The organism is Rhodoplanes sp. Z2-YC6860, from assembly GCF_001579845.1.
In the GTDB taxonomy this organism is placed as follows: Bacteria; Pseudomonadota; Alphaproteobacteria; order Rhizobiales; family Xanthobacteraceae; genus Z2-YC6860.
In genome coordinates this window covers 4,426,204-4,451,475 of sequence record NZ_CP007440.1, presented here as the reverse complement: position 1 = coordinate 4,451,475, position 25,272 = coordinate 4,426,204, and the positions used below count along the sequence as shown (strand labels likewise).

General features: G+C 62.9%; 19 protein-coding genes and 1 tRNA gene. 12 read left to right on the top strand and 8 right to left on the bottom strand.

The window, feature by feature from the left end:
- Positions 1–49 precede the first annotated feature (49 nt).
- Both RHPLAN_RS20680 and RHPLAN_RS20675 read left to right on the top strand, forming a co-directional pair.
- Complete coding sequence (locus tag RHPLAN_RS20680; protein WP_068021421.1) at positions 50–1,333, top strand: O-acetylhomoserine aminocarboxypropyltransferase; 1,284 nt, start codon at positions 50–52, stop codon at positions 1,331–1,333.
- Between the two features lie 59 nt (positions 1,334–1,392).
- Positions 1,393–2,358, top strand: a complete 966-nt coding sequence (locus tag RHPLAN_RS20675) for a TAXI family TRAP transporter solute-binding subunit (protein ID WP_237179874.1) — start codon at positions 1,393–1,395, stop codon at positions 2,356–2,358.
- Positions 2,359–2,497: 139 nt separating this feature from the next.
- Here RHPLAN_RS20675 and RHPLAN_RS20670 read toward each other — a convergent pair whose 3' ends face one another.
- Positions 2,498–3,253, bottom strand: a complete 756-nt coding sequence (locus RHPLAN_RS20670) for an enoyl-CoA hydratase/isomerase family protein (RefSeq protein WP_068021419.1) — start codon at positions 3,251–3,253, stop codon at positions 2,498–2,500.
- Positions 3,250–4,359: a COX15/CtaA family protein gene (locus RHPLAN_RS20665; RefSeq protein ID WP_068021416.1), complete on the bottom strand. Its 1,110-nt coding sequence runs from the start codon at positions 4,357–4,359 to the stop codon at positions 3,250–3,252. Before RHPLAN_RS20665 ends, RHPLAN_RS20670 begins: the two co-directional genes overlap by 4 nt.
- Before the next feature lie 190 nt (positions 4,360–4,549).
- On the opposite strand from RHPLAN_RS20665, the gene RHPLAN_RS20660 reads away from it, so the two are divergent.
- Positions 4,550–4,765: a DUF2842 domain-containing protein gene (locus RHPLAN_RS20660; protein ID WP_068021413.1), complete on the top strand. Its 216-nt coding sequence runs from the start codon at positions 4,550–4,552 to the stop codon at positions 4,763–4,765.
- On the opposite strand, the gene RHPLAN_RS20655 is transcribed toward RHPLAN_RS20660, so the two are convergent.
- Positions 4,752–5,810 (bottom strand): polysaccharide deacetylase family protein, encoded by a 1,059-nt coding sequence (locus RHPLAN_RS20655; protein ID WP_068021411.1) that lies wholly within the window; start codon positions 5,808–5,810, stop codon positions 4,752–4,754. The genes RHPLAN_RS20660 and RHPLAN_RS20655 overlap by 14 nt on opposite strands.
- A gap of 13 nt (positions 5,811–5,823) precedes the next feature.
- Complete coding sequence (locus RHPLAN_RS20650; RefSeq protein WP_068021409.1) at positions 5,824–7,977, bottom strand: GumC family protein; 2,154 nt, start codon at positions 7,975–7,977, stop codon at positions 5,824–5,826.
- A 251-nt stretch (positions 7,978–8,228) separates the two neighbouring features.
- Here RHPLAN_RS20650 and RHPLAN_RS20645 point away from each other — a divergent pair, with 251 nt between their 5' ends.
- From RHPLAN_RS20645 to RHPLAN_RS20615, 7 genes are all read left to right on the top strand, one after another.
- A complete protein-coding gene (locus tag RHPLAN_RS20645; protein WP_068021407.1) occupies positions 8,229–9,365 on the top strand; it encodes a glycosyltransferase family 4 protein in 1,137 nt (378 codons plus the stop codon).
- A 110-nt stretch (positions 9,366–9,475) separates the two neighbouring features.
- Positions 9,476–11,029 carry an undecaprenyl-phosphate glucose phosphotransferase gene (locus RHPLAN_RS20640; RefSeq protein ID WP_068021405.1) on the top strand — a complete coding sequence of 518 codons (1,554 nt, stop codon included), beginning with the start codon at positions 9,476–9,478 and terminating at the stop codon, positions 11,027–11,029.
- Positions 11,029–12,372: an O-antigen ligase family protein gene (locus tag RHPLAN_RS20635; protein WP_198164435.1), complete on the top strand. Its 1,344-nt coding sequence runs from the start codon at positions 11,029–11,031 to the stop codon at positions 12,370–12,372. Before RHPLAN_RS20640 ends, RHPLAN_RS20635 begins: the two co-directional genes overlap by 1 nt.
- 41 nt (positions 12,373–12,413) lie before the next feature.
- Positions 12,414–12,491, top strand: a tRNA-Pro gene (locus RHPLAN_RS20630).
- A 722-nt stretch (positions 12,492–13,213) separates the two neighbouring features.
- Entirely contained in the window at positions 13,214–13,846 is a 633-nt protein-coding gene (locus RHPLAN_RS20625; RefSeq protein ID WP_068021403.1) for a hypothetical protein, read from the top strand.
- Between the two features lie 49 nt (positions 13,847–13,895).
- Complete coding sequence (locus RHPLAN_RS20620) at positions 13,896–14,330, top strand: hypothetical protein (protein WP_068021401.1); 435 nt, start codon at positions 13,896–13,898, stop codon at positions 14,328–14,330.
- A gap of 51 nt (positions 14,331–14,381) precedes the next feature.
- The gene (locus tag RHPLAN_RS20615; protein ID WP_068021399.1) at positions 14,382–16,547 is read left to right on the top strand and encodes a TonB-dependent receptor; all 2,166 of its coding nucleotides are present in this window, start codon (positions 14,382–14,384) and stop codon (positions 16,545–16,547) included.
- Between the two features lie 156 nt (positions 16,548–16,703).
- Here RHPLAN_RS20615 and RHPLAN_RS20610 read toward each other — a convergent pair whose 3' ends face one another.
- From RHPLAN_RS20610 to RHPLAN_RS20595, 4 genes are all read right to left on the bottom strand, one after another.
- Positions 16,704–18,461, bottom strand: coding sequence for a dipeptide ABC transporter ATP-binding protein (locus tag RHPLAN_RS20610; protein WP_068021397.1), 1,758 nt, complete (start codon positions 18,459–18,461; stop codon positions 16,704–16,706).
- A gap of 8 nt (positions 18,462–18,469) precedes the next feature.
- Positions 18,470–19,354, bottom strand: coding sequence for an ABC transporter permease (locus RHPLAN_RS20605; protein ID WP_068021395.1), 885 nt, complete (start codon positions 19,352–19,354; stop codon positions 18,470–18,472).
- Positions 19,351–20,364, bottom strand: a complete 1,014-nt coding sequence (locus RHPLAN_RS20600; RefSeq protein WP_068021393.1) for an ABC transporter permease — start codon at positions 20,362–20,364, stop codon at positions 19,351–19,353. The genes RHPLAN_RS20605 and RHPLAN_RS20600 overlap by 4 nt, the downstream gene beginning before the upstream one ends.
- An 87-nt stretch (positions 20,365–20,451) precedes the next feature.
- A complete protein-coding gene (locus RHPLAN_RS20595; protein ID WP_068021392.1) occupies positions 20,452–22,065 on the bottom strand; it encodes an ABC transporter substrate-binding protein in 1,614 nt (537 codons plus the stop codon).
- A gap of 937 nt (positions 22,066–23,002) precedes the next feature.
- On the opposite strand from RHPLAN_RS20595, the gene RHPLAN_RS20590 reads away from it, so the two are divergent.
- Both RHPLAN_RS20590 and RHPLAN_RS20585 read left to right on the top strand, forming a co-directional pair.
- Complete coding sequence (locus tag RHPLAN_RS20590; protein WP_068021390.1) at positions 23,003–24,049, top strand: extracellular solute-binding protein; 1,047 nt, start codon at positions 23,003–23,005, stop codon at positions 24,047–24,049.
- 14 nt (positions 24,050–24,063) lie between these two features.
- Entirely contained in the window at positions 24,064–25,263 is a 1,200-nt protein-coding gene (locus RHPLAN_RS20585) for an alpha/beta hydrolase family protein (protein WP_198164434.1), read from the top strand.
- Positions 25,264–25,272 lie beyond the last annotated feature (9 nt).

Genomic DNA, 25,272 nt, shown 5'->3' with positions numbered 1-25,272 from the left:
CGGCCTTTTGCCGTGGTCGAGTTATCGAGGATAGCGCCAAGGACGTCACATGACCGAACGCACTCCCGGCTTCGCCACGCTCGCGATTCACGCCGGCGCCCAGCCCGACCCGACCACCGGTGCCCGCGCGACGCCGATCTATCAGACCACGTCGTTCGTATTCGATGACGTCGATCACGCGGCATCGTTGTTTGGCCTTCAGGCCTTCGGCAATATCTACACGCGCATCGGCAATCCCACGAACGCCGTGCTCGAGGAACGCGTTGCCGCGCTGGAAGGCGGCACCGCGGGTCTCGCCGTCGCTTCGGGCCACGCCGCGCAGGTTCTGGTGTTCCATTGCCTGATGAAGCCCGGAGACGAGTTCGTCGCCTCTAAGAAGCTCTATGGCGGCTCGATCAACCAGTTCAATCACTCGTTCAAGAATTTCGGCTGGAACGTGGTGTGGGCGGATCCCGACGATCTCAGCTCGTTCGAGCGCGCGATTTCGCCAAAGACCAAAGCGATCTTCGTCGAGTCGATCGCGAATCCCGGCGGCGTCATTGTCGACATCGAGGCGATCTCGGCGATCGCGCGGCGCGCAGGCGTACCGCTGATCGTCGACAACACGCTTGCCACGCCGTACCTCTGCAAGCCGTTCGACTACGGTGCCGACATCGTGGTGCACTCGCTCACCAAGTTCCTTGGTGGCCACGGCAACTCGATCGGCGGCTTGATCGTCGACGGCGGAACCTTCAACTGGTCGCGCGAGGGTCGCTATCCGATGCTGTCGGAGCCGCGCCCCGAATACAACGGCATCGTGTTGCACGAGACCTTCGGCAACTTCGCCTTCGCAATCGCCTGCCGGGTTCTGAGCCTGCGCGATATCGGTCCGGCGCTGTCGCCGATGAACGCCTTCCTGGTGCTCACCGGTATCGAGACACTGCCGCTGCGCATGCAGCGGCATTGCGACAACACCAACGCGGTGGCGAACTGGTTGGCGCAGCACCCGAAGGTCGCCTGGGTCAGCTATCCGGGCCTGCCGGGCGACCGCTATCACAACCTCGGGAAGAAATACGTACCGAAGGGCGCGGGCGCTGTCTTCACCTTCGGCCTCAAGGGCGGCTATGACGCAGGTGTGAAGCTCGTCTCCAACGTCAAGCTGTTCTCGCACCTCGCCAACATCGGCGACACACGTTCGCTGATCATCCATCCGGCCTCGACGACTCATCGCCAGCTTTCCGACGCGCAGAAGGTCGCAGCCGGCGCCGGCCCCGACGTGGTGCGGCTCTCGATCGGGCTCGAGGACAAGGACGACATCATCGCCGACCTCGAGCAGGCGCTCGACGCGGCGTAGGCACGCGACACGGCCTGCCAAACTCTCTAAACTCCCGGCCTCATCGCCGGGAGTTTTTTGTGTCCATCGCTCGGTATTCTGTCTCCGCGGCGCTCGTCCTTGCCGCCATCATCAGTGCGACCAACATGAGCAGCGCCCAGACCCAAATCACGACGCACGTCACCCTCGCAACCGCCACGCCGGGCGGCGGCTTTCCGTTCTTCGGCGACAATGCCGCGGCGGTCATCAACGAGACCGACAAGTCGCTGAACGTCGAAACCCAGAACACCAAGGGCAGCGCTGAGAACATCGGCCTCCTCAACGACCGCAAGGTCGATATCGCGCTGGTCGCGGGCGAGCCCGCGTATGAAGCCTTCCAGGGGATCGGCCAGCCCAAGACCACGGCGCTGGTGATCCAGGCGATCTATTCCAACCCCGGCATGTTCGCGGTGCGCGGCGACAGCCCGGCGAAGACGCTGCGCGATCTGGTGGGCAAGCCGATCGCCTGGGGCACGCGCGCCTCGGGCCTGACACTGCTCGGCCGCTATGTCACCGACGGGCTCGGCCTCGACCGCGAGAAAGACTTCGAGCCGCATTATCTCGAGAAGGCCGGCGACGGCCCGCTGATGGTTGCCGACGGCCGCGTTGCAGCCCTGTGGGGCGGCGGCGTCGGCTGGCCGGGCTTCACCGCGGTGATGCAGGCCGGTGGCCGCTTCATCGGGCTCACGCCCGACGAGGTCACGAAGGTCACGGCCAAACACAACTTCCTGAAACCCATCACCGTGCCGGCCGGCGCTTATCCGGGCCAGAAAGACGCTGTGAATTCGGTCGGCTCGTGGAGCTATATTCTGGCGCGCGCGGACTTGGCCGATGATGTGGCTTATCGCTTGGCCAAGGCGCTGAACGGCGGCCACACGGCGCTCGTGAAGCGGCTCGATCAGGCGAAAGAGACCACACCGCAGAGCACGTTCATGGCCGCCCCGAGCCCGCAGCAGATTCATCCGGGTGTGCAGAAGTATTTGCGCGAAGTCGGCGTGATGAAGTAATCGCGCACCAGCGTCATTCCGGGGCGCGCCGAAGGCGCGAACCCGGAATCCAGACGCGCACGCACTTCCACCGTAACTGGATTCTGGGTTCGTTCGCTTACGCGAGCGCCCCGGAATGACCGTGGCGGTAGACCTTACTTCAGGCCTTCTTCAACGTCTTCGCCACGTAGTCGCGGACGCGGTCGATCGTGGCGGCCGACGTCCAGATCTCCGTCGACGCAGCCTCGACACGGGCGCCGTGCCGCTCCATCGCGTCAGCGGCGCTCTGACGGAACTGCTGCTTGGTCAGCGCGAAGGTCGCGGGCGGCAGCGCTGCGAGCGTCTCGGCGGCGGCGAGCGCGCGGTCCAGCAATTCGGACGGTTCGACGACCTGATCGATAAGCCCGCGCGTCAACGCCACGTCAGGCGTGAACGTCGCGCCGCTCAACATGCCGTCGACGAAGTGCTGCGGAGCGGTCGCGAACCGCATCACCTCGAACGCCATCGGCGGAAACGGCACGCCAACCAGCAATTCAGTGACGCCGATGCGTGCCGAGCCGGCTGCCGCGATGCGTCTGTCGGCGCAGCATTCGAGCACGCAGCCGCCTGCGATGGCGTGGCCGTTCACGGCGGCGATCACGGGCTTGCCAAAGAAAAAAATCGTTTCATAGAGCCGGTGCAATGCCGGAAGAAAGCGGCGGACGTAATCCGCACCGCCATCGCTGAGCTTCAGCAGGTTGACACCGGCGGAGAACATCCCGCCCTGCCCGGTCAGCACCACGGCGCGTTCCGGTGCGTCGCGAAGCTTTTCGAACTGAGTGGAGATGGCATCGCAGAATTCGATATCGAGCGCATTGGCCTTGCCATAGGCCATGGTGATCACGGCAACGTTGCCGCGGCGGCTCAGTTCGATCATGCGGTGCTCCGCGGAATGGAAGAATCCGCCGGGAAAGGCGCGGAGTGCGGGACGGCCGCGGCAGCGTTCGCCGACAACCGCTGCGCGTGGATGACGGCGACAGTCAGCACGAGAATGCCCGTCAATTGATGCAATAGTGCCAGTGGCAACGGCACCTGATGCAGCAGCGTCATGATTCCGATACCGGCCTGAAGCGTCACGATCGCGGCGAGCACGAGCGCGCCGTTTCGCCCCGCGACAACCCCACGCGAACGGAATGCATCGACGGCGTGCAGCGCCGCGACGATCCAGAGGAGATACGCCACCATCCGGTGATTGAATTGCACCGTGAGCGTGTTCTCGAACAGATTGCGCCAGACCGGCGTATCGAACCACAGCCGCTCAGCGGACGGGATCAACGTGCCGTCGATATCCGGCCAGGTGTTGAACACAAGTCCCGCATTGAGGCCCGCGACCAGCGCTCCGAGATAAATCTGCAGCAGCACGAGGACCATCAAGCCTGCGGCCGAAGCGCGCAACCGCCACGGCGCCTCACCGGCGATGCGTCGATGCAAGCCGCGGGCGGTCCATAGGATCGCCGCGTAGATCGCGCACGCGAGCGTCAGATGAAATGCCAGCCGATATTGCGACACGCTGACGCGGCTGCTGTCGGCAAGCCCGGACGACACCATCCACCAGCCAACCGCGCCGAGAGCTGCGCCCGCGCCGAACAACGTCCACAGCCGTGCCTTCAGCCGCGGGTCGATCCAGCCGCGCCAGAGGAAAAACACAAACGGCAACAGGAACACCGCGCCGATCGTGCGGGCGAGCAGCCGGTGCGACCATTCCCACCAGTAGATGGTTTTGAATTCCTCCAGGCTCATTCCGCGGTTGAGTTCGCGATACTGCGGAATCTGCTGGTATTTGCCGAACTCGGCCTGCCAGGCGTCCTGCGACATCGGCGGAACGACGCCGGTCACCGGTTTCCATTCAACGATGGAGAGGCCGGATTCCGTAAGCCGCGTCGCGCCGCCGACCACGAGCGTCAGGACCATCAACGCCGCCACGACATAGAGCCAGAGCCGGACGATGGGACGGCGGGAGGCGGCGGGGTGCGGTTCGGTCATTCTAACGTATTCGTGTTGGCCGCTCGCCCATAGCGCGTCCAGGACGCGCGTAAACGCGCTTATGGGCTCGCCAGCGCTCGCGCGGCTTGCGGGGGATGCGCCGGACATATAGTCCTGCCCCGCCCGCTGCATCAATGGCAAATCCGCTGGGCCATTCACACGTGAGCCATCGAGGCCCAAAGGGACGGCTATGAACCCGCGCATCCGCAAGCTGATCGGAACGTTCGCGATGTTCGCGCTGGTGATCTGCTGGGCGCTGGTGGCGATGGCCGTCGCCCAGTTCCCGCCGATCTTCAACAATCCGTGGGTTTCGGCGCTGTACTACGTCGTGGCAGGCATCGGCTGGGTGTTGCCGGCCATGCCGCTGGTGAAATGGATGCTGAAGGACAGCGTCAGGTCACATTGACGGGGCGGAAGCGGTTGTTGATCGCGGTCGCCGCGCCCGAAATCAGCACCTTCGCGTAGCGGGTGCTCTGGAAATTGCCGTTGAGCGAGATCCTCGGCAGCGCCGTCAGATGGCGGCTGTGCTGCGGGAAGATTACGCCGGGTCGCGTCGTCACAGCGGTGGCAAAGCCGAGATCGGCCGCGATCTTGAACTCGCGGGGCCCCGCGGCCGTATTGTCGCCCACCGGATAGGCGAGATGCTTCGGCCGCACGCCAAGCGCCGCCTCGATCACGGCGCGGCTGTTCTCAAGCTCGGCCCGCACCGATTTGTCGTCGAGCTTGGTCAGGATCGGGTGGTTCACCGTGTGGGCGCCGATGGTGAGCAATGAATCGGCGGCAAACTCAGCGAGCTCCTTCCAGTCCATGCAAAGCTCGTTGCAGAACGATGCCATGTCGACGCGGTGCCGCGTGGTGAGTTCGCGCATCACACGGCGTAACTCCGCTTCCGTCGGCAGTTGCCGCAGCCATCCATAGATATGGTCGTAGACCGCGCGCTTCTCGGCGATGCTGCGCGCCTCGAACCAGCGGTCCGAACCGTCGAGACGAATACCGACCAGTTCGTTCTGTGCGATCACGGCCTCGAGCGCGAGCCACCAGAGTTCGCCGACCCGATCGGCAAAGCTCGTCGCCACGTAGATCGCGAACGGCACCTCGTATTTTTTCAAGACCGGATACGCGAATTCATGGTTGTCGCGATAGCCGTCGTCGAAGGTGATGCAGACGAAGCGCCGCGGGAATTCGTTGGAAACAAGCCGGCGGTGCATCTCGTCGAGCGAAATGAGATCGACCTTGGATTTGCGAAGCCGCTTGATGACGCGTTCAAAGAAGTGGGGCGTGACTTCGAGGAGCCTGTTCGGCTGAAAGCGGTCGTGCCGCGCCGGCCGCACATTGTGCAGCATCAGAATTGCGCCGGCGCCGCCCACCACCGGCTTCAGCATCCAATGCGCGCCGCTGAAGTAGAGCGCGTTCAAAACCCCGCGGAAAAGGGTGTAACGAAGCCCTGACACATTCGCCTCGCGTTCAAGCCGCGGACTGCACGGCGGCCAGCTCCAGTTCTGGAGGCGGCCCGGACAGGATCGAGACTTCGGCGAAACCCTGGGCCTGCAGCTCGCCGGCGAGGGTATCGAGCGCCGCAGAATCCGTTGCGCCGCCGATCAGCACCGCGCGTGGCGCGCAGGCCGCCACATGGTCCAACACCGTCTCGCTTTGCGACCCCACATCGAGCACCAGATAATCGTAGCTCTGCGCCAATGCGTCGATCGCAGCCCACAACATCTGGGAAACGAACAGTTCGTGTGCATCGTTCCCGACCTGGCCCGCCGCGACAAGGTGCAGCCGCGAGCCGCGGTCTCGGGTGATGATATCGCCGAATGAGGCGGTGCCGTGGACCAGATCGGCAATGCCCGGCGCCGATGGATCGTCGGAGATGACATCGATATTCGGCGAGACAAACGACAGATCGACCAGCACCACGCGGGCGGAACGGACCAATATGCGACCGAGTGCAATCGCAGACAGCGTCGTCCCGACATCGCGGGCGCTGCCGACCACCGCAATGCGGCAGGCCTCGTCGCCAGCCGCTAGCAGCTCTTCGGCGAGAGCCGCAATCGGGTGCGCGTTATCAGGCCTGGTCTCTGGCGCAGGCTGAGGTTGCGGCGCGACCTCGGCCACGGCGGGAGACGCGTCGGTTGCACGGGTGCGGGCGGCGGCGGAACGTGCCGGCGGAACGTTCACGATGACGGATGGCACGGGCGCCGCGGGCACCGGCACGCGCGACGGGCGGCCCGGGTCGCCGTTGATCAGTGCGCCGGCCACCACAAAGGCCGTCGCGAGACTGAAGGTGCCGAGCGCGGCGATCAGCACGATCGGCGTCTTCTTCGGAAAGTACGGGATGTTCGACACCGTCGCCCGCGAGATGACGCGGGCGTCGGCCGGCGCCGCCGCGATGCTGTCACGGGCCGTGGCCTCGCGGTATTTGGCCAGATAGGATTCGAACAGATCGCGCTGTGCCTTGGCTTCGCGCTCCAATGCGCGCAATTGCACGTCCTGATCGCTGGTCGAGGCCGCCTGCCCCTTCAGCTGCTCCAGCGCGGCGTTCAGCGTCTCAAGACGGGCGCCTGCGACGTTGGCCTCGTTCTCGAGCGAACGCGCCAACCGCTCGCCCTCGGAGCGGATCTGCTGATCGAGATCGGCGATCTGGGCGCGCATTTCCTTGATCCGCGGATGCTGCGCCAGCAACGTCGACGACTGCTCGGCGAGCTGCGCTCGCAGCGTCACACGCTGCTCGGACAACCGGCGAATCAATTCGGAGTTGACGATATCGGAGCTCTCAATGGTGGCGCCGGTGCGCAGCGCTTCGCGGATCAGCCGGGCACGTGCCTCGGCATCGGCCTTCTGCGCGCGTGCGGCCGAAACCTGGGAATTGAGATCGGAAAGCTGCTGGTTCGACAGGCTGGTGTTGTTGGTGCCGACAAACAGGTTCGACTTGGCGCGGAATTCCTCGACCTTGCCCTCGGCTTCCGAAACCTTGTCACGCAGCTTGCCAAGCTCGCCCGACAGCCATTTGCTCGCCGAGCGTGCTTGGTCCTGCTTCGCCATCTGCTGGAAGATCAGGTATTTGTCGGCGACGAGGTTGGCGATCTTGGCGGCAAGTTCGGGGTCCGCCGACTGGAATTCGATCGAGATCACCCGCGACTTGTCGAGCGCAAAGGCCTGCAGCCGCTCGTAATAGGCAGCGAGCACCCTCTCTTCGAGAGACATCGACATCGGATCGCGCAGAATGCCGATCTTGCGCAGGATCGACAGCGGCGAGAATTCCTTCAGCGCCGGATTGAACTCCGGCAGCTCGCTGAGATTGAGCTCGTTGATCACTTCGCGCGCGAGATCGCGCGACAGCACGAGCTGCACCTGGCTGGTGACGGTCTCGGCATCCACCGAGCCGCGATCCGTCATCGACTTCTCGGCCTCGGGCCGCAGGAAGATGTTCTCGCGACTCTCGATCAGGACGCGAGATTCGGATTTATAGCGCGGGGTGATGAGATTGACGCCGGCGAAGGCCACGGCCGCAATCAGGATGGTCGGCGCGATGATCGCCAGCTTTTTGCGCCACAGCTCTCGCGCAATGGCGCCGAGATTGATCTCGTCGCCGGCATCTGCCTGAACGCCACCACTCATACCGACCCCGTACCTGCCGACTCGGGCACTACCTCTGATTGGCGCGATGACACCCGATTATGGTTGCTGCCTCGTTAAAGCCGGCATTGCGGCCTGCTCAGTGGATCGCGTCCAAAATCAAGATTTGTTAACCATAGCGTGCCACTTCGGATGCGGCCCCTCGCCGTTTCCGGGTCATGGATTCGCATGTTGCCCGCGCCACATTGCCGTCGCTGCTGCTTCAACGGTCGTCTTGACCGCGCAGGTTGTCCATGAGCGACGGCCGGCCACTCAGGATCGTTCACGTGACGCGCGCGCCGGTCGGCGGCATCTTTCGTCACATCCTCGATCTCGCGAGCGGCCAGGCCGCGCGCGGCCACGCGGTCGGCATCATCACCGACAGCCTCACCGGCGGCGAGCGCGCCGTTACAGCCCTGGCTCAGCTCGAGCCGCAGCTCAGGCTTGGCGTGTCTCGGCTGCCGATCCAGCGCGAATTGAGTCCCACCGACATCTTCGGCTTCATGAAGGTGCGCGCCAGACTTGCGTCGCTCGCACCGGATGTAATGCACGGCCACGGTGCCAAGGGCGGCGCCTTCGTGCGCATGATGTCTGCGCGTTCGGCAATCCGCGTCTACACTCCACACGGCGGATCGCTGCATTACGGCCGCAACACCCTGCGCGGCACCGTCTATGGCAGCCTCGAACGCATCCTGATGCAGCGCACCGAGTTGTTCCTGTTCGAGAGCCAATTCGCCCGCAACGCCTATCAGGCCATGGTCGGCGCGCCACCCGCGATCGTGCACGTCGTGCCGAACGGCATCACGCCGGCCGAGATGGAGAAGGTCGCCCCCCGCCCCGACGCGGCGGATCTTTTGACCGTTGGTGAATTCCGCCACATCAAGGGCACCGACGTGCTCATCGAGGCGGTTGCAGAACTGCACAAGTCCGGGCGCAAGGTGACGCTGGCGATGGCCGGCGACGGTGAGGAAGGTCCGGCGCTGCGCGAGCAGGTGGCGCAGTTGAGCCTCGAAGCGAGCGTTCGTTTCCTGGGCCACACCCCGGCGCGCCAAGCATTCCCCAACGGCCGCCAGATGATCGTGCCGTCCCGGGCGGACTCGCTGCCCTATGCGGTCATCGAGGCTGGCGGCGCCGGAATTCCAATTATTGCCAGTGGTGTAGGCGGCATTCCTGAGATTCTGGGTCCAGAGGGAAGCATGGTCCCACCGGGGAATCCGAGCCAGCTTGCCGCAGCGATTACGGCGGCGCTCGGCGACCCCGCCAAGGCCCGCGCCGGCGCGGACAAGCTCCGCGAGCGGATCGGCAAGTTGTTCTCCCAGGACGCCATGGTCGAAGGCGTGCTCGCCGGCTACGGCGAAGCCATTCGCGCCAAAAAAACCGCACAAGTTTAAGCACTCGCACTAACGGTTTTTTGAACTCTCTTAACTAGTTTGGCCGGCGAGATGGAATGAGGCTGCGTCCCGTTTGGCGCGCGGCTGGAAATGACATTGGACGTGTGGCCATGGCGCAGTTCGACTCTCGCAGCATGATTGAAGCGGCAGCGGCGTCTCCCGGTGGTGGCGCCCGGCCTCTTGGTGCGCCGCCGCGCCCGCTCGCCGAAGCGGCGGCCGCTGCAGCCGCCGAACCGGTCGCCGCGGCCATGTCGCCGATCGTGCTCGCCGGCGCCATCCGCATGATCGAATTTGCGCTGGTGGCGGCGATCGGCATCATCATCTACGCCGTTTACGTCATGCCGACGGCAGGCATCTCGCTTTATTTTTCGTGGCACTACTTCGCCGCGATCATTGGCGTCGCGCTGCTCGCCACGCTGGCCTTCCAGGCCGCCGACATCTACCAGATTCAGGCCTTCCGCGGTTACGAGAAGCAATACTTTCGCCTCGCTTCCGCATGGTCCGTGGTGTTCCTGATCGTGATCGGCACCTCGTTTTTCGCCAAGGCCGGAGAGCTGTTCTCGCGCGTCTGGCTCGCCAGCTTCTACATCGTCGGTCTGGTGGCGCTGATTGCATTCCGCCGCGGACTGTTCCTGATGGTGCGGCGCTGGACCAAGGAAGGCCGCCTCAACCGCCGCACCGCGATCGTTGGCGGCGGCGCCGCCGGCGAGGCATTGATCAGCGCTCTGAAGGAGCAGCGCGACACCGACCTGCGCATCGTCGGCCTGTTCGATGACCGGAACGACGACCGTTCGCCCAAAGCGATCGCTGGTGAGCGCAAGCTCGGCACCGTCGACGACCTTGTCGAATTCGCGCGAAGAACGCGTGTCGATCTCGTGATCTTCAGCCTGCCGATCATGGCCGAAGGCCGCATCCTGGAGATGCTGAAGAAGCTCTGGGTGCTGCCAGTCGACATCCGGCTCTCCGCGCATTCCAACAAGCTCCGCTTCCGCCCGCGCTCCTATTCGTATCTCGGCGAGGTGCCGGTGCTCGACGTGTTCGACCGGCCGATCACCGACTGGGACGTGGTGATGAAGGTCATGTTCGACCGGATCATCGGCAGCTTCGCGCTGATCGCCTTTGCGCCGCTGATGCTGCTCGTCGCTGCCCTGATCAAGCTCGACAGCAAGGGCCCGGTGTTCTTCAAGCAGAAGCGCCACGGCTTCAACAACGACGAGATCGATGTCTACAAATTCCGCTCGCTCTACACCCACATGACCGATCATTCGGTGGAGAAGAGCGTCACCAAGGATGATCCGCGCGTCACCCGCGTCGGACGCTTCATCCGCAAGACCTCGATCGACGAACTGCCGCAGCTCTTCAACGTGGTGTTCAAGGGCAATTTGTCATTGGTCGGCCCGCGCCCGCATGCGGTCAATCAGAAGATCGAGAACCGTCAGTTCGATGAGGCGGTCGACGGCTATTTCGCCCGCCACCGCGTCAAGCCCGGGATCACCGGCTGGGCGCAGATCAACGGCTGGCGCGGTGAGCTCACCAGCCCCGAAAAGATCAAAGGCCGCGTCGAGCACGACCTGTACTACATCGAAAACTGGTCGGTGCTGTTCGACCTTTACATCCTCGCCCGGACGCCGCTCTCGCTGCTCAAGTCCGAAAACGCCTACTGATGATCGTATTGCAGGCCGCGCCCTCGCAAGCCTCGTCCTACGAGGATGCACGGCCGCTTGCTGCTGCCCCGGCCCGTGTGCATCAGCCGGGCATGCGCATTCCTGCCGAGCGGCTGCGCTGTGCGATGCTCTGGCTCGTCGGCGCAAGCGGCGCCATCGTGTTCATCGAACCCAGCCCCTACGAGCTCTTGACCTTCGGGTCGATGATCCTGTTTGCCATCGGCGGGCTGGCAATGTCGCGGACCGTGCTGCCGATGATCGTGCTGCTGGTGCTGGTCAATGTCGGCTACAGCATCGGCGGCGCCACCGTGATCGACGATCCGCCCGTCACAGCCTGGCTGATCACGTCCTGGTATCTGGCGTTCACCGCGATGTTCTTTGCTGTGATTCTCAGCGACAACACCGAGGATCGCCTCAAGGCCATCACGGCGGGCTGCGTCGCCGGCGGCGTGATCGCGTCGGCCGCTGCGATCTTCGGCTATTCCCGCCTCGTGGGGAGCCTGGACGAACTGCTGCTGCTCTACGACCGCGCCCGCGGCACCTTCAAGGATCCGAACGTGCTCGGCGCCTTCCTGATATTCCCCGCGCTGCTTTGCCTGCAGATGGTCATCTCCGATGGTTTCAAGCGCGCCGCCAAGGGCGCCGCGATCTTCGGCCTCATTGCCATCGCCGTACTGCTGTCGTTCTCGCGCGCCGCGTGGGGTCAGTTGGCTTACACCGCGATTGTGATGCTGGCGCTCGTCATGATCACCACGCGGTCGCCGTCGCAACGGTTTCGCATCGTGACGTTCTCGATCGTCGGCGTTGCAGTGCTGGCCGCGGGCCTGATGGTGCTCCTGTCGCTCGACAGCGTGGCGTCGCTTTTCAAGGAGCGCGCGAGCCTAAACCAGAGCTACGACGTCGGCGCGCAGGGCCGGTTCGCCCGCCATATCATGGGCGCGGTCCTGGCACTCGACTATCCGGTCGGCATCGGGCCGATCCAGTTCCACAAGTACTTCCCCGAGGACACGCACAACTCCTTCCTCAACGCCTTCATGTCGGGCGGCTGGCTCGCCGGCGCGTGTTATCCGGCGCTGGTGTTCCTGACGCTCGGCCAGGGTCTGCGCGCCACATTCGCGCGCACGCCCTGGCAGCAGACCACCATCACGGTCTTCGCGGGCTATTTTGGCGTCGCGACCGAGAGCTTCATCATCGACACGGACCACTGGCGGCACACCTTCCTTCTGATGGGCCTGATGTGGGGCCTGATCGCGGCCAACCGGAACTACCTGAAGCGCCGCGACCAGATGGCTGGCGCGGGTCCGCCGGCAAACCTCACGGTCATCGCCGGGCCGGCCGCCTGAAACTTGCGCCGCCCGTCCCCACGTCGTACATCACTGCCCGGCGGAGCGTAGCGCAGCCCGGTTAGCGCACCAGTCTGGGGGACTGGGGGTCGCGAGTTCGAATCTCGCCGCTCCGACCAATACTTAGCCCCCTCAACGCACCTTGAACGCCAGCCTGCCTTTGAAGTGGCGCGCCTCACCGATCCGGGGCGCTTCGGCCGCCTCTGATGGCTTGTCGAGTGAAATGCGGCGAGCGGATCGGTCCCTCCCGATAAAACGCAGCAACGCGCTCCACATGCGGCCGGTCGCCGGAGGCATCCGGGCGCAACGCCGCCACGTCGCTGTGATCGGGCTATGGCGCCTTCGCGCCTGAGGCGATGAAGGCCGCGCAGCCGTCGGGCTTGAGAACCGCGAGCAACCGCGTCGCCACATCGCCTCGAAGGTGTCGGACACCGCGTCGGCGTCGCTCACGGACTTGGTGAGGTCGGTGGTATTGCAGCCGATCACTTCGTCGGCGCCGATGTCGCGCGGATAGCTCTGGTGCGATGCCTTAGATCGAATGAGCGACGCTCCCGCCTTGGAGGTAACGACGGATCAGTGGCGCGGGCGGCGCTGACGTTATCATCAGCCATGAAGATTGACACATGCTCATTGAAATACGTACGTTATATTCAACGGAATATAGAGCCTTCCTTGTCGGATCGATATGGTTTCTACGCAGCGCCCGATCACGCCGTCCGCGCCTCAAGCGGACCAGGTAATCCTTGTTGGGATCGACGATACCGACAACCTCGATAGCCACGGGACCGGCTATCTATCGCGACAGTTGGGCGCGCTGATTGGCTCGTCTGGAGTGGCTCGGGTGCATGAGATCACCCGTCATCAACTGCTGTTCGACCGGCGCATTCCCTACACGTCGCATAACAGCTCGCTGTGCCTGCGGGTTGAAATGCCTTCCAAGAATACACCCGCCTTGGCAGAGCTGTGCCGGACCTACCTGTTGGAGCACAGCGCCGACGGATCCGATGCAGGTCTGTGCATCGCGCTCTGGTCCGCCGTTTCGTCGGCCGCTGAGGACTTTGGCTCCAAGGCCAAGCGGGACATTCTCACCCAGAAAGAGGCGCGCGATCTGGCCGGGCGTGAGGCGCTGCTGCTGGAGGGCCTGACAGGCGACCATGGCGGCGTGATCGGCGCGCTCGCCGCGGTGGGATTGCGCAAAAGTGGTCGTGACGGCCGCATCGCCTGGCGACCGGGCCTGCGCGAGACCCGCGGCATTGTCACCGGCACCTACCTTCTGACCCATTCCGGGGTCGACGCCATTCGTCACGCCCACAGCGGCGAGCCGGTGGACGCGACCGACCGCATCGATGTCCGCCCTTGGCCGCGCAGCGTCATGATCGACGGCCAGGCCGTTCTTCTCGTCGAACCTTCAGGAAGTCCCTATGACCACTTTGACTGGCAGCTCGCTTCAAAAGATATTCTCCGGCAGTTCTGAAGCGCCGGTCAGCGTTCCCGCTGGTCTTGGCATCTGCTTCGCTGCCGGCGTGCTGGTGTGGGCGGTCGATACCTGGCTGCGACTGCCATTGCATCTGCCCGGTTGGCGCGGCCTGATCGTCATGGCCATATTGGTTGCAGCGCGCGGTGTGACCGGACGGTCTTGGGCCGCAAGCGCCGCAGCGTGCACCGCCGCCATTTTCGGTATGGCCAACGGCAGCATCGGACCTCACGGCGCCTTGGTCTATTTGCTCCCAGGCTTGGTCATCGATTCTCTGAGCCTGTTCGGCCCGGCTGTGCGCAACTCGCTTTTGGGCATCGGCTTCTCGGCCGGATTGGCGAATGCCGTCAAATTTGTGAGCATCGTGGTCTTTGGCGCAGGCTTCGGCCGCAGCGGACTTCTGTACCCTCTGTCCAGCCATTTTCTGTTCGGCCTGGCCGGCGGCGTTTTCGCCGCTTTCCTGCTGGTGCGCTTGCGCCGCTAAGGCGCGTTCGTTTCCACCAGCCTTTCCACCCGAAAATAAAGAAGTTACGCAATGATCCGTCGCGTCGTTTCCGCGATCCTGGGACTGTCTTCAGTTATCGGTCCGGCCACAGCCGAAGAAGAGACCAAAAAACGCACCGAGCCCTATACGCTCGGCGAAGTCGTCGTTACCAAGCGTGCCTCCAACATTGAATCAGTTACGCTTCGCAAAATCGCCGTCACCAAGCGTGCGCCCAAAAAGCCAACGCGGAAAAGGAACACGCCGGTCGTTAGCTATAAGCGGATCGAGCAAAAGGACGCGCGCAGGCCTGCCGAGTCGGCCGTCCCCGGGCGAGCGCCTGCCGAGGCAACGGCGGAAACCACGTCAATCGTCACCGATGAGCAGATCGTACAAAAAGGCGCACGGAGCCTCGATGAAGCGGTGCGTGCCGTTCCGGGCGTGGTTGTCACGAGCGGCGGCCAGGGCATTCCGCGCATCATGATGCGCGGTCTGCCGCCGCGCCAAACGCAGATTTTTCTCAATGGCGTTCCGCTGAATTCGGCCGTGGACGGCCAGTTCGACCCTTCGCTGATCCCGACCGAGAACATCGACCAGCTCAAAATCATCCAGGGCCCAAGTTCGGTTCTCTACGGACCAGGGACGATTGCCGGCGTCATCGACATCATTACCAAGAAGGGCACCAGCGGTGTTCATGGCGATGTCGGTACTGAAATTGGCGGCGGCAGCGCGCGCCGCACTTATGGCACGTTGTCCGGCGGCGTCGAGAATTTCGATTTCTTCGTCAGCGGTAGCAACATGAAGCGTAACGCCTTTGTGCTGCCCGACGGCAACTCTCGTAGCAACAGCGACAGCGAGCAATCGAATGTGTTCGCCAATTTCGGCGCCCGTCTTGGCGATTGGCGACTCGGCCTCAGCGTCAGCCATTTGAGCGGCCATGAAGGCTTGCCGGCGAATACGATTGCACCGGGATCGAACAATCCCTTCACGTCAGGGCAGAACTTCGAACGGCTCGGCCCGATCGTCGGCAAGTCGGCACAATTCGATGCCGGCTACGAGCCCGGCGGCCCGCTCGCGCTGCGCTTCACGGGCTATATCAACAAGCTCGACGTGCGCGACAAACGCTTCGACAACGCCAACTACACAACCATGACGGATCCGACCGCCAAAACGTTCGATGAAATGATCCACACGACCGTCAGCGGCGGACAGGCTGAGGCGCGCTACGATCTTGGCGCCTTCGGCAGCATCACCTCGAACGTGGCGATCCGCCGGGAGGCTGAAGATCTATCCGGCTCCATCCGCGACATCGTTCTAAGCGGTAGTGGCGGAGGTAAAGGCACCGGCGGCGGGGCTGGCGGCGGTAGCGGCAGCAAAGCGACACAGTATGGCTGGCGCACATTGGGCGAGTCTCATGATCTGTCGACGACATCGGCTGCCACCGAGTATCGCGTCGATCCAATGCCTCGTCTGCATTTGACGATGGGCTACAGCCATCACTGGTTCGAGCGCGTGGATACAACGGACATCGGCTCGCAATGGATGGGGAGCGTCGGCTACGATCTGACGCAGAGTCTGCTCGCCTTTGGCACGTATGCACACAAGGTCCGCTTTCCGACCATTGATCAACTGTTCAATCCGCAGCAAGGAAACAGCACATTGCGCCCCGAGGAATCGGACAACTATGAAGCCGGCCTTGCCTGGACGCTCGCGCCGAATGCGCAATTGCGCGCCAGCGCGTTCCACAACGATGTGAACAATTTCATCCTCAACGATCAGATCAACCAGATCTATGTCAACCGCGACGTGACCATGTCTGGTTTCCAGGTTTCGGGCGCTTACTCGCCGCTGCCGAACGTGACCTTCCGGCCGGGCTACACTTATCTCGACATGCGCTATCCTTCGTCAGGATTGCCCGTCGATTACCGGCCGCGCCACGTCATCGATCTGCTCGCCACATACGAGCCTTATCCCGGCTGGCAGGTGTCGAGCGACCTGTCCTACTTTATGGACCAATCGGTCGGCTCCAAATCAAACGCAGCCGTGCGGCAAAAGCTCTCCAATTACGCGGTGGTCAACGCGCGTATCCAGAAATCCTTCGCCAATGGCATCGATGTCTATGTGCGGGCAACCAATCTCTTCAACAGCAACTATGAATATGCCGTCGGCTTTCCAGCGGCCGGCCGCACCGTCTACGGCGGGATCGCGTATCACTTCTAACGGCTTCTTACGCTCGTGCCCGGCTTGCTTGCGAGGGCGAGACAGACTGGCGCGCCGTATGTGCTCGCAAGGCAGTGAGGCCAATTCAAGAGTCCGGTTGCTCGCTGAAGCAGCCTGCACGGCACGGGAAATCGCCGTCATTGCCGGACACGGGCGTCACTGAACGGCCACCGCGCGAGCCGGATCCGCATGCTCCGGACCAAAGGTCGGATGCGGAATGGCTGCCAGCAGATCGCGTGTGTATTGCGCTTCAGGCGCCACCAGCACGCGCTCGGTGGGCCCCTCTTCCACGATCTTGCCCGACTGCATCACGATCACCCGGTCACAGAGCAGTCGGACGACATTCAGGTCATGCGAGACGAAGAGATAGCTCATGCCGAGCGTCTCCTTCAGGTTCTGAAGAAGATTGAGGACGACCGCCTGCACGGAGACATCGAGTGCCGCGGTCGGTTCATCAAGGATGATCAGGTCCGGCTTCAGCGCAATGGCGCGTGCGATGCCGACCCGCGCTTTCTGGCCGCCGGAAAGCTGGTGGGGAAAGCGATCGAGGAATTCCACGGGCAACCCCACCTGCAGCGCCAGTTCCTCGCAGCGTGCGCGAATGGCGACGCTGCCCTTGAGATCGCCCAATTGAAGAAGCGGATCGGCAATCGCCCGCGCGGCCGTAAAGCGCGGATTGAGACTGTCCGTCGGGTCCTGAAAGACCATCTGGATGCGCTTTCGCAGCGGCAGCTTGGCAAAGGACTTGGCCGGGATTTCGCCGATGTCCTCGCCGTCGAACACGATGGAGCCCGCACTCTTGTCGATCAGGCGCATGACCATCGTCGATGTGGTCGACTTGCCGCAGCCAGACTCGCCAACGAGGCCAACACTCTCGCCGCGGTTGACGGTGAAACTGATGCCATCGACCGCGCGAAACACTTCAGGTTCGGGCGCCGGACCGCGGTGAAGCACCATCTTCAAGGCCGTGCTGAAACTGTCGAGCCCTTTGCGCGGATATTCTTTCACCAGCTTGTTGACGACAAGCAACGGCTTGCCTTCGGCAACATTGAGCCTAGTCACCTGGGCACCGGCAGCCGCCTTGGCTGCGTCTTCTTCCGGCAGCAGGTCGCGCAACGTGCCGTCGGGCCGTGGCGTCGCTCGCATGAGCTTTCGCGTATAAGCATGTGATGGCGCGGTGAAGATGGTGCGGGCTGATGCCGTCTCGACCACGCGGCCCTTTTCCATCACGACCACCTTGCTGCAATACGTGGCTGCAAGGCCGAGGTCGTGCGTGATCAGGATCGTCGCCATCCCAAGCTCCCGCGTGAGATCGACGATCAGTTCCATCACCGTCTTCTGCGTCGTCACGTCGAGACCGGTTGTCGGCTCGTCGGCGATCAAAAGCTGCGGGCGGCAGGCCAAGGCGAGCGCGATGACAATCCGCTGGCACATGCCGCCCGACAGTTCGAAGGGATAGGCATGGTAGCGCTCTCGTGGCCGGGCGATCCGCACCTGCTCAAGGATTTCGATGGCCTTGGCGGTGGCTTCCGACGGCGCAGCCTTCACGTGCTCCAGCAGCACGTCCTCGATCTGATGTCCGACCTTGCGGATCGGATTGAGGGCGGCGCGCGGGTTCTGGAAGATCATGGAAACTTCGCGCCCGCGAAGTTCGCGCATGGCCTCTTCGCTCGCCTGCCGGATGTCGATGTTGGTGAACATGACCGAGCCGTCGGCAATACGACCGGCCCGGTCGAGAATGCGCATGACTGCGTAAGACGTGACAGACTTGCCCGACCCTGACTCGCCGACGATGGCGACGGTTTCACCTTTGGCAACAGTCAGGTCGACATGCTGCACCGCCTTGACGATGCCGCGCCGCGTGCTGAATTCGACTGTCAGATCGTGAATGTCGAGGAGCGGGATCGCTGTCATGGCTCACCTCACGTCCGGCGCTGGGGATCGGCGATGTCACGCAGGCCGTCACCCAGCAAGTTGAAGCAGAACACGGCGACCATGAGGACTGCGCCGGGAAAGAATGCGATCCACCACTCACCGGAGACCATGAAGGCCGCGCCTTCCGCCACCATGATGCCCCACTCGGCGGTCGGCGGCCGGACGCCAAGGCCGATGAAGGAAAGACCCGCGGCGTTGAGGATGGCGTAGCCCATGGTCAGCGACATCTGCACGATCATGATCGGCATGATGTTCGGCAAAACATGACCCAACAGAATTCGGAATTCGCCGTTGCCGGAGAGGCGCGCAGCCTGCACGAAACCGGCCTCGCGCCGGACATTGGCTTCGGCCCGGGCCACACGGGCATACAGCGGGAAATTGACGATCGCCGTTGCCAGGATGACGTTCTGCACCGTATTTCCGAGCGCGGCGACGATGCCCATCGCCAGCACGAATAGCGGGAACGCCATGATGGTGTCGGCGACGCGGCCCACGATGCGGTCGGTCCAGCCGCCGAAGAAGCCCGCGGCGACCCCGGCCAGCCCGCCCATCAGAAACACCAGCGCGACCGAAGCGACAGCGATGAAGAAATCGAGCCGCGTTGCCACGACGACTCGGCTCAGCACATCCCGGCCGAGCTGGTCGGTGCCAAACCAATGTGCGGCAGACGGCGGCTTCAACGCAGCAGCCGTGTCACTGGCAAGCGGATCGTAAGGCACGATGAATGGGCCGAACACGGCCGCCGCCACAATGAGCAGAAACAGGCCGAACGCAAAACCTGTGACCTTGTTCTCGCCGATGACGTACCGGCCATGACGCAGAAGCGCGACAAGGCCGCTGGAGGATTTCGAACTCGCTGCGATATCGCTCATGCTTCAAGCCTCACGCGCGGATCGATCAGGCCATAGAGAATGTCGATGATGAGGTTGAGAACCACGTACATCACCGCCATTGTCAGGACGAAGCCCTGGAGCGGCGCGAAATCCGATGCGATGAGCGCCTCGACCGCAAACGAGCCGATCCCCGGCCAGGCAAATACTTTCTCGACCAGTACGTTCGCGCCGAGCAGAAACGAGAACACCATCCCGAGCGTGGTGATGACCGGAATCATGGCGTTGCGAAATGCGTAGGTGACGATGACCGTATAGGGGGCAAGGCCGCTGGCGCGCGCAGTCCGGACGAAGTCCGACGCGAGCACTGCCAGCATCGATGCGCGCGTCATGCGGGCGATGGGGGCCAGCGAAAAGATTGCGAGCGTCGTCGCCGGCAACAGCAGTTGCTTCAGACTCGACCAAAACGTCTCAAGATTGCCTGCCAGGAGACTGTCGATCAGGTAGAAGCCGGTGATCTGCGGCGGCGGGCTGGCAAACACATCGAGCCGGCCAAGCGGCGCTGGCGCCCAGCCGAGCTGGTAGTAAAAGACATAAACCAGGATCAGCCCGGTGAAGAATACGGGCAGCGATACACCGGCCGTAGAGATGACGCGGCAAGCGTGGTCCAGCAACGATCCTGGGCGCGTCGCCGCGGCAATTCCAAGCGGCACCGCAATCAACATCGATACGATGAGGCCGAGCAATGTCAGTTCGGCCGAAGCCGGCAGGCGGCTCTTGATCTCCTTGCCGACGGACTGGCCGGTGGTCAGCGAATTGCCGAGATCACCGTGGGCCAAGTCGTTGACATAGTTTCCGAACTGCACGATCAGCGGCTTGTCGAGCCCGAGCTTGGCCCGCACCTCCTCGATCGCCTCCTTGGTTGCGGCCGGCCCCGCGAAATAAGCCGCCGGATCGCCGGGCAGCGCGCGGGTTAGCAGGAACGTCACGATGACGACACCGATCAGACTCGGCACCGCCATCAGCGTCCGCTTGAAGAACATGCCTATCATGGCCGTGATCTCTTGTTGCCGATGGTGTCCAGACGTCGTGTCATGCCTGCACGTATCGCGCAGGCATGACGAGCTGTTCTATTTCCCTCACCCTTTCGAAAACGCCCGATAGTCCAGCCGACGGTGGAACCAGTATTGATAGCCGGTGACGTTCTTCTGCATCGCCACGTTGGAATACGGCTGCAGCAGCGGAATGCGCGGGATGTCGGCATAAGCAAGGTCGACGAAAGCTTTGACGTCTTTCTCGTACGTCGCCTTGTCGCCATTTGCCGCCGCAGTGACAGCGCCATCGATGAAGCCATCCATTTCTTTGGACTGATAGCTCATCGTGTTGAAGATCGAATTTCGGCCGTGATAGCACCAGATGAAGAAGTATTCCGGGTAGTCGAGCCAGCCCGAGAACACGTTGATGTAGAGCGGCAGGACTTTCTTGTTCAGTTCAGTGCGGAAATTTGCGCCGGGGATCTTGTTGATCGTGGTCTTGATGCCGATCTGGCCGAGGCTCTCCTGGATCAGCACGGCGGTCGGCTCATTGACGGTGGCAAAGCCCAAGTCGAAAGACAGCGTCGTCTCGAAACCGTTCGGATAGCCGGCCTCGGCCATCAGCTTCTTCGCCTTCTCGATGTCGGAGTTGTACTTGTGCGGCTGCGGCCATGCGACCTCGGTGGCCTTGTCGGCCGGCGCACCGAACATCGGCTTCGCCAGACCGAACTGCACGGCGTCCATGATCTTCTGGTATGGCAGCGCGTAGGCGACGGCCTGCCGGACCTTGAGATTGTCGAAGGGTGGATTCTTCACGTTCATGCCCAGGTAGATGATCCCGTTCGAGAACGGCGTGGACACGATGTTCAGCTTGCCGGCGTCCTTCAATTCGACGAAGTCTTTGTTCGGCAATTCATATGAGATGTCGGCGTCGCCGCGCTCCAGCAGCGCGCGCCTGTTGCCGGCGGATGGCACCATGCGCCAGATCACGCGCTTGATCTTCGGCAGCGGGCCGCCGATCCATTTGTCGTTGCGCTCCATGACGACTTCGGTGCCCGCGGTCCAGTTCACGACGCGGTAGGCTCCGCTGCCGGCGGTGTTTTGTTTGGTGTATTCCATGCCCCACGGGTCTTTTTCCGTGGCGTGCTTCTTCACCAGTTCCGAATTGATGACGCAGGGGACGATGACCGCCAGATCGGGGATCGTCAGCCGATCTTTGCGGAGAAAATCGACGCGAATGGTGTTGTCGTCGACAACGACGAATTGCTCGGGCTTGGTCAGAGAACCGGCGCTCATCTGAAACGTCGGGAAGCCCCCGACGGAAACCGCGCGGTCGAGCGACCATTTCACATCCTTGGCGGTGACCGGCGTGCCATCCTGGAATACGGCGCTCTTCTTCAATTTGAAGGTCACGGACATGTCGCCGATGTTCATGTCTTCGGCGAGTTCGGGCTTGAATTTCTCTTTGTCGTAATACGGTTGTCCGTTTGGACCGGTCTTCATCTCGTGGCTGATGAGACGATCGTAGCAATTCCACGACACCTCATACCCTGGCACGTTGGTGCCGACTCCGTGGATGTCGATGTTGTTGGGGCCGCTCTCCGAGACGATGAGCAGCGTTTCCTGCCGCGATTGCGCTTTCGCGGACGAAAGGATTCCAGGAGCCCCTACGGAGGCCGCCACGGCAGCTGTCGACTTCAGAAAATCACGTCGCTTCATGGATAGTCTCCCCAACCATCGTCCCGGGGGAACTTCCGCAAAGGTCGTGCCAATTCAGAGCGTCTGCTGCGTTCCAGCTAAGCCTTTCGGACGCATAGCGATTTAGCAAAATCTGACTGCGAATTGCGCCACGGTGCTTCGCGGCCACGCAAACGGCTGGCGCATAGAACAGACATATCGCTGCCCAAATATTAGGCTGATTTCTGAGCCGCCAAGTGATCTGCGGGTTGGGTCAACATCATCGGCCGATCGCCTCCGACGTGGCCAGCGAACGGACAATCGCTTCATCGCCTCGGCAATGTGGAGCGACCCGTGAGCTGAAGCGCTGGCTGTCCGCTTGGCGCGACGCCAGTCTTAAACATCCGCGACGTTTTCGATGGCGCGGATCGCTGATATCGAATCCGGAAGTACCGGCGCTAACGCGGAACGTTATCCGGCATGGCGTTCCTGACAGCCCCCGGCGGAGCCGCGCTGCCGTCTGCATTCACTCCTGGAAGCCCTTGGTAGGGCGCGCCCGCCCCTTTTGCGGTGGGTACGGAGGTTGCTCCGGAATTTACGGTGTTGGACTTTGCGGCGTCGGTGTTCGTGGGCACCGCAGAACCATTGGTTTCCGAATGACTCGCCCGACCCGTCGGAGTGGCGCCTGATGGAGCGATGCCAGGGGATGTCCCGCCCGCGCCGCCTCCCGCGCCTCCGCTTTGCGCGATGGCGTTTGTCGAAAATGCGATCAATGTTGCCGCGGCTAGAACAGGGAGTTTCATGATCTGGCCCTCATGGCTTTCGAGGGGCAAACCAAGGCCTGCCATCATCGTTCCATCGCTCTTCTTCATGCATCAAGGCCGTCAGCCGAATATTGCCCGGGCGAGGCTCTTGCCTGCCCTCCCGCGACACCGCAACATGGGCATCAATCGAAAACAACATTCTGGGGGAAGCGCTCATGCTCACGCGCCGCTTGGCGGGGCCGATGTTCGCCGTTGCGCTGATTGCAGCGATGCCGCTGCCGGCCGCCGCACAGTCAGAGCTCTATGCCAAAGCCAAGTCCGAGGGCTCGGTCACTCTCTATGTCGGCGGTCCGACGGCGCCATGGGAGGCCATGGCCAAGAAGTTCGAGCAGCGCTATCCAGGGATCACATTCTCGATCAGCGGCGACTTCTCGAACGTCCTCGACAAAAAGATCGATGCGCAGATCGCAGCCGGCAAGCTCGAGGTCGACACCGCGATCCTGCAGACCATCCCGGACTTCGTGCGCTGGAAGGCCGAAGGCCAGCTCCTCAATTTCAAACCGCCCGGATTCGCCGAGATCGACGACAGCTTCAAGGACGCGGACGGCGCCTACTGGGCGACGATGGTGAACGCGGTGCCCTACATGTACAACACCGAGAAGGTCGCGGCCGCCGACCTTCCGAACTCGGCGCTCGATTTTCTGAAACCTCAATTCCACGGCAAGGTCGTCACGCCCTATCCGGCCGACGACGATGTCACGATGTGGGTGTTCTTCCATATCGTGCAGAAGCACGGCTGGGATTGGATGGATAAATTCATGGCGACCAAGCCAAATTTCATCCAGGGCCATCTCGGCCAGCAGCGCAGCATCGGCACGGGCCAAAACCTCGTCACCTTCGACTCGATCTACAACATCACCACGCTGCTGAAAAAGCAGAAGATGCCGGTGGAGTCGCACTTCGCCGAACAGGACGCGACGCCGATCTGGCCGTTGACCGGCGCGATCTTCAAGAATGCGCCGCATCCGACCGCGGCAAAGCTGTTCCTGTCGTGGCTCCTCGAGCCGGAGCAGCAGATCGCAACGGAAACCTGGTCCGGCCGGCGCGATGTCCCGCCGCCCGACGGCTACAAGCCGATCCTGTCTTACGAGGTCGCCAACGACTACAAGGCCTTCATGACCAACGACGCCCAGATCGCCGAACTCCGCAAACGGTTCGAGACATATACCGGGCCGGTGGTGAATGCCGGCGGCGTTCGCTGATGGGGAGAAATAACATGCGGGCTATCACTGCAGCCATCGTACTTGGCTTGTTGGGCGCGACGCCTGCGGCCGCGCAGCAGCCGCTGCCGCAGATCGCGCCGGAGCGCACCTGGCCCGAGCTCAAGGAGGCCGTGCAGGAGCGGGTAAACCGGCAGGGCTATCCGCTCACTGGATTTGACGCCGGTGAGGTCCGCCAGATCCTCGACCGGATCACTTCGCGCGATCCTGAGGAATGGGCCCGAAGCTGGTCGGCGGCCGGCGAAACGCACTTCGCTGCCGCGGAGGCGGCGAAGGCCGGCGACCCGGCCAAGGCGCGCAAGGAGTATCTCGAGGCCTGGAAGTATTTCGGCTTCGGCGCATGGCCGGCGCAGACCTCGCCGGGTAAGAAGGCGTCGCACCTTCGCGGTCTGGAGGCATTTCGCGGCTATATCAAGCTGGCCGATCCGCCGATTGAGATCATCCGCGTTCCCTTCGAGGGCAAGGAGATCGTCGCCTACCTTCAGCTTCCGAAAGACGCAATCAAGCCCGCGCCACTTGTGATCAGCGTCGGCGGTCTCGACAGCTACAAGGAATATGTCGTCGACCAGTACGGCCCGATCTATATGAAGGCCGGCATCGCTTATCTCGCGATCGACATGCCGGGCACGTCCGAGGCGCCGCTTTTGATCGACGTGGGCGCCGAACGCATGTTCTCGCGGCTGCTCGACCATCTGCGAACCCGGGCCGACATCGACGCCAATCGCGTTGTGATCCAGGGCGTCTCGTTCGGCGGCCACTGGTCGGCCCGCGTTGCCTACACCGAAGCCAGCCGCCTCAAAGGGGCCGTCGTTTGGGCAGGCCCCACCGACGGCTATTTCCAGCGCGACTGGCAGGCGAAGGCCTTAGGGACACGCGAATATCTCTTCGATCTGTTCGCGGCGCGTGCCGCGGTCTATGGCGTGAAAACGCTCGGCGAATATCTCGACTATGTTCCGCGCATGTCGCTGCGCACGGCGGGGCTGCTCGACAAACCGACACCGGCCATGCTGCTGGTCAACGGCGCAAAGGATTCGCAGGTGCCGATCGACGACTTGTACATCCTGATGAAGAGCGGCTCGCCCAAGGAAGCCTGGGTCAACCCGGAAGGCGGTCATGTCGGACGCAATCGCGAATGGTCCGACAATCGCATCTTCGCCGAGGTGATCGTGTCCTGGATCAGCCGGACCTTGCGCTAGGCGCGGTCG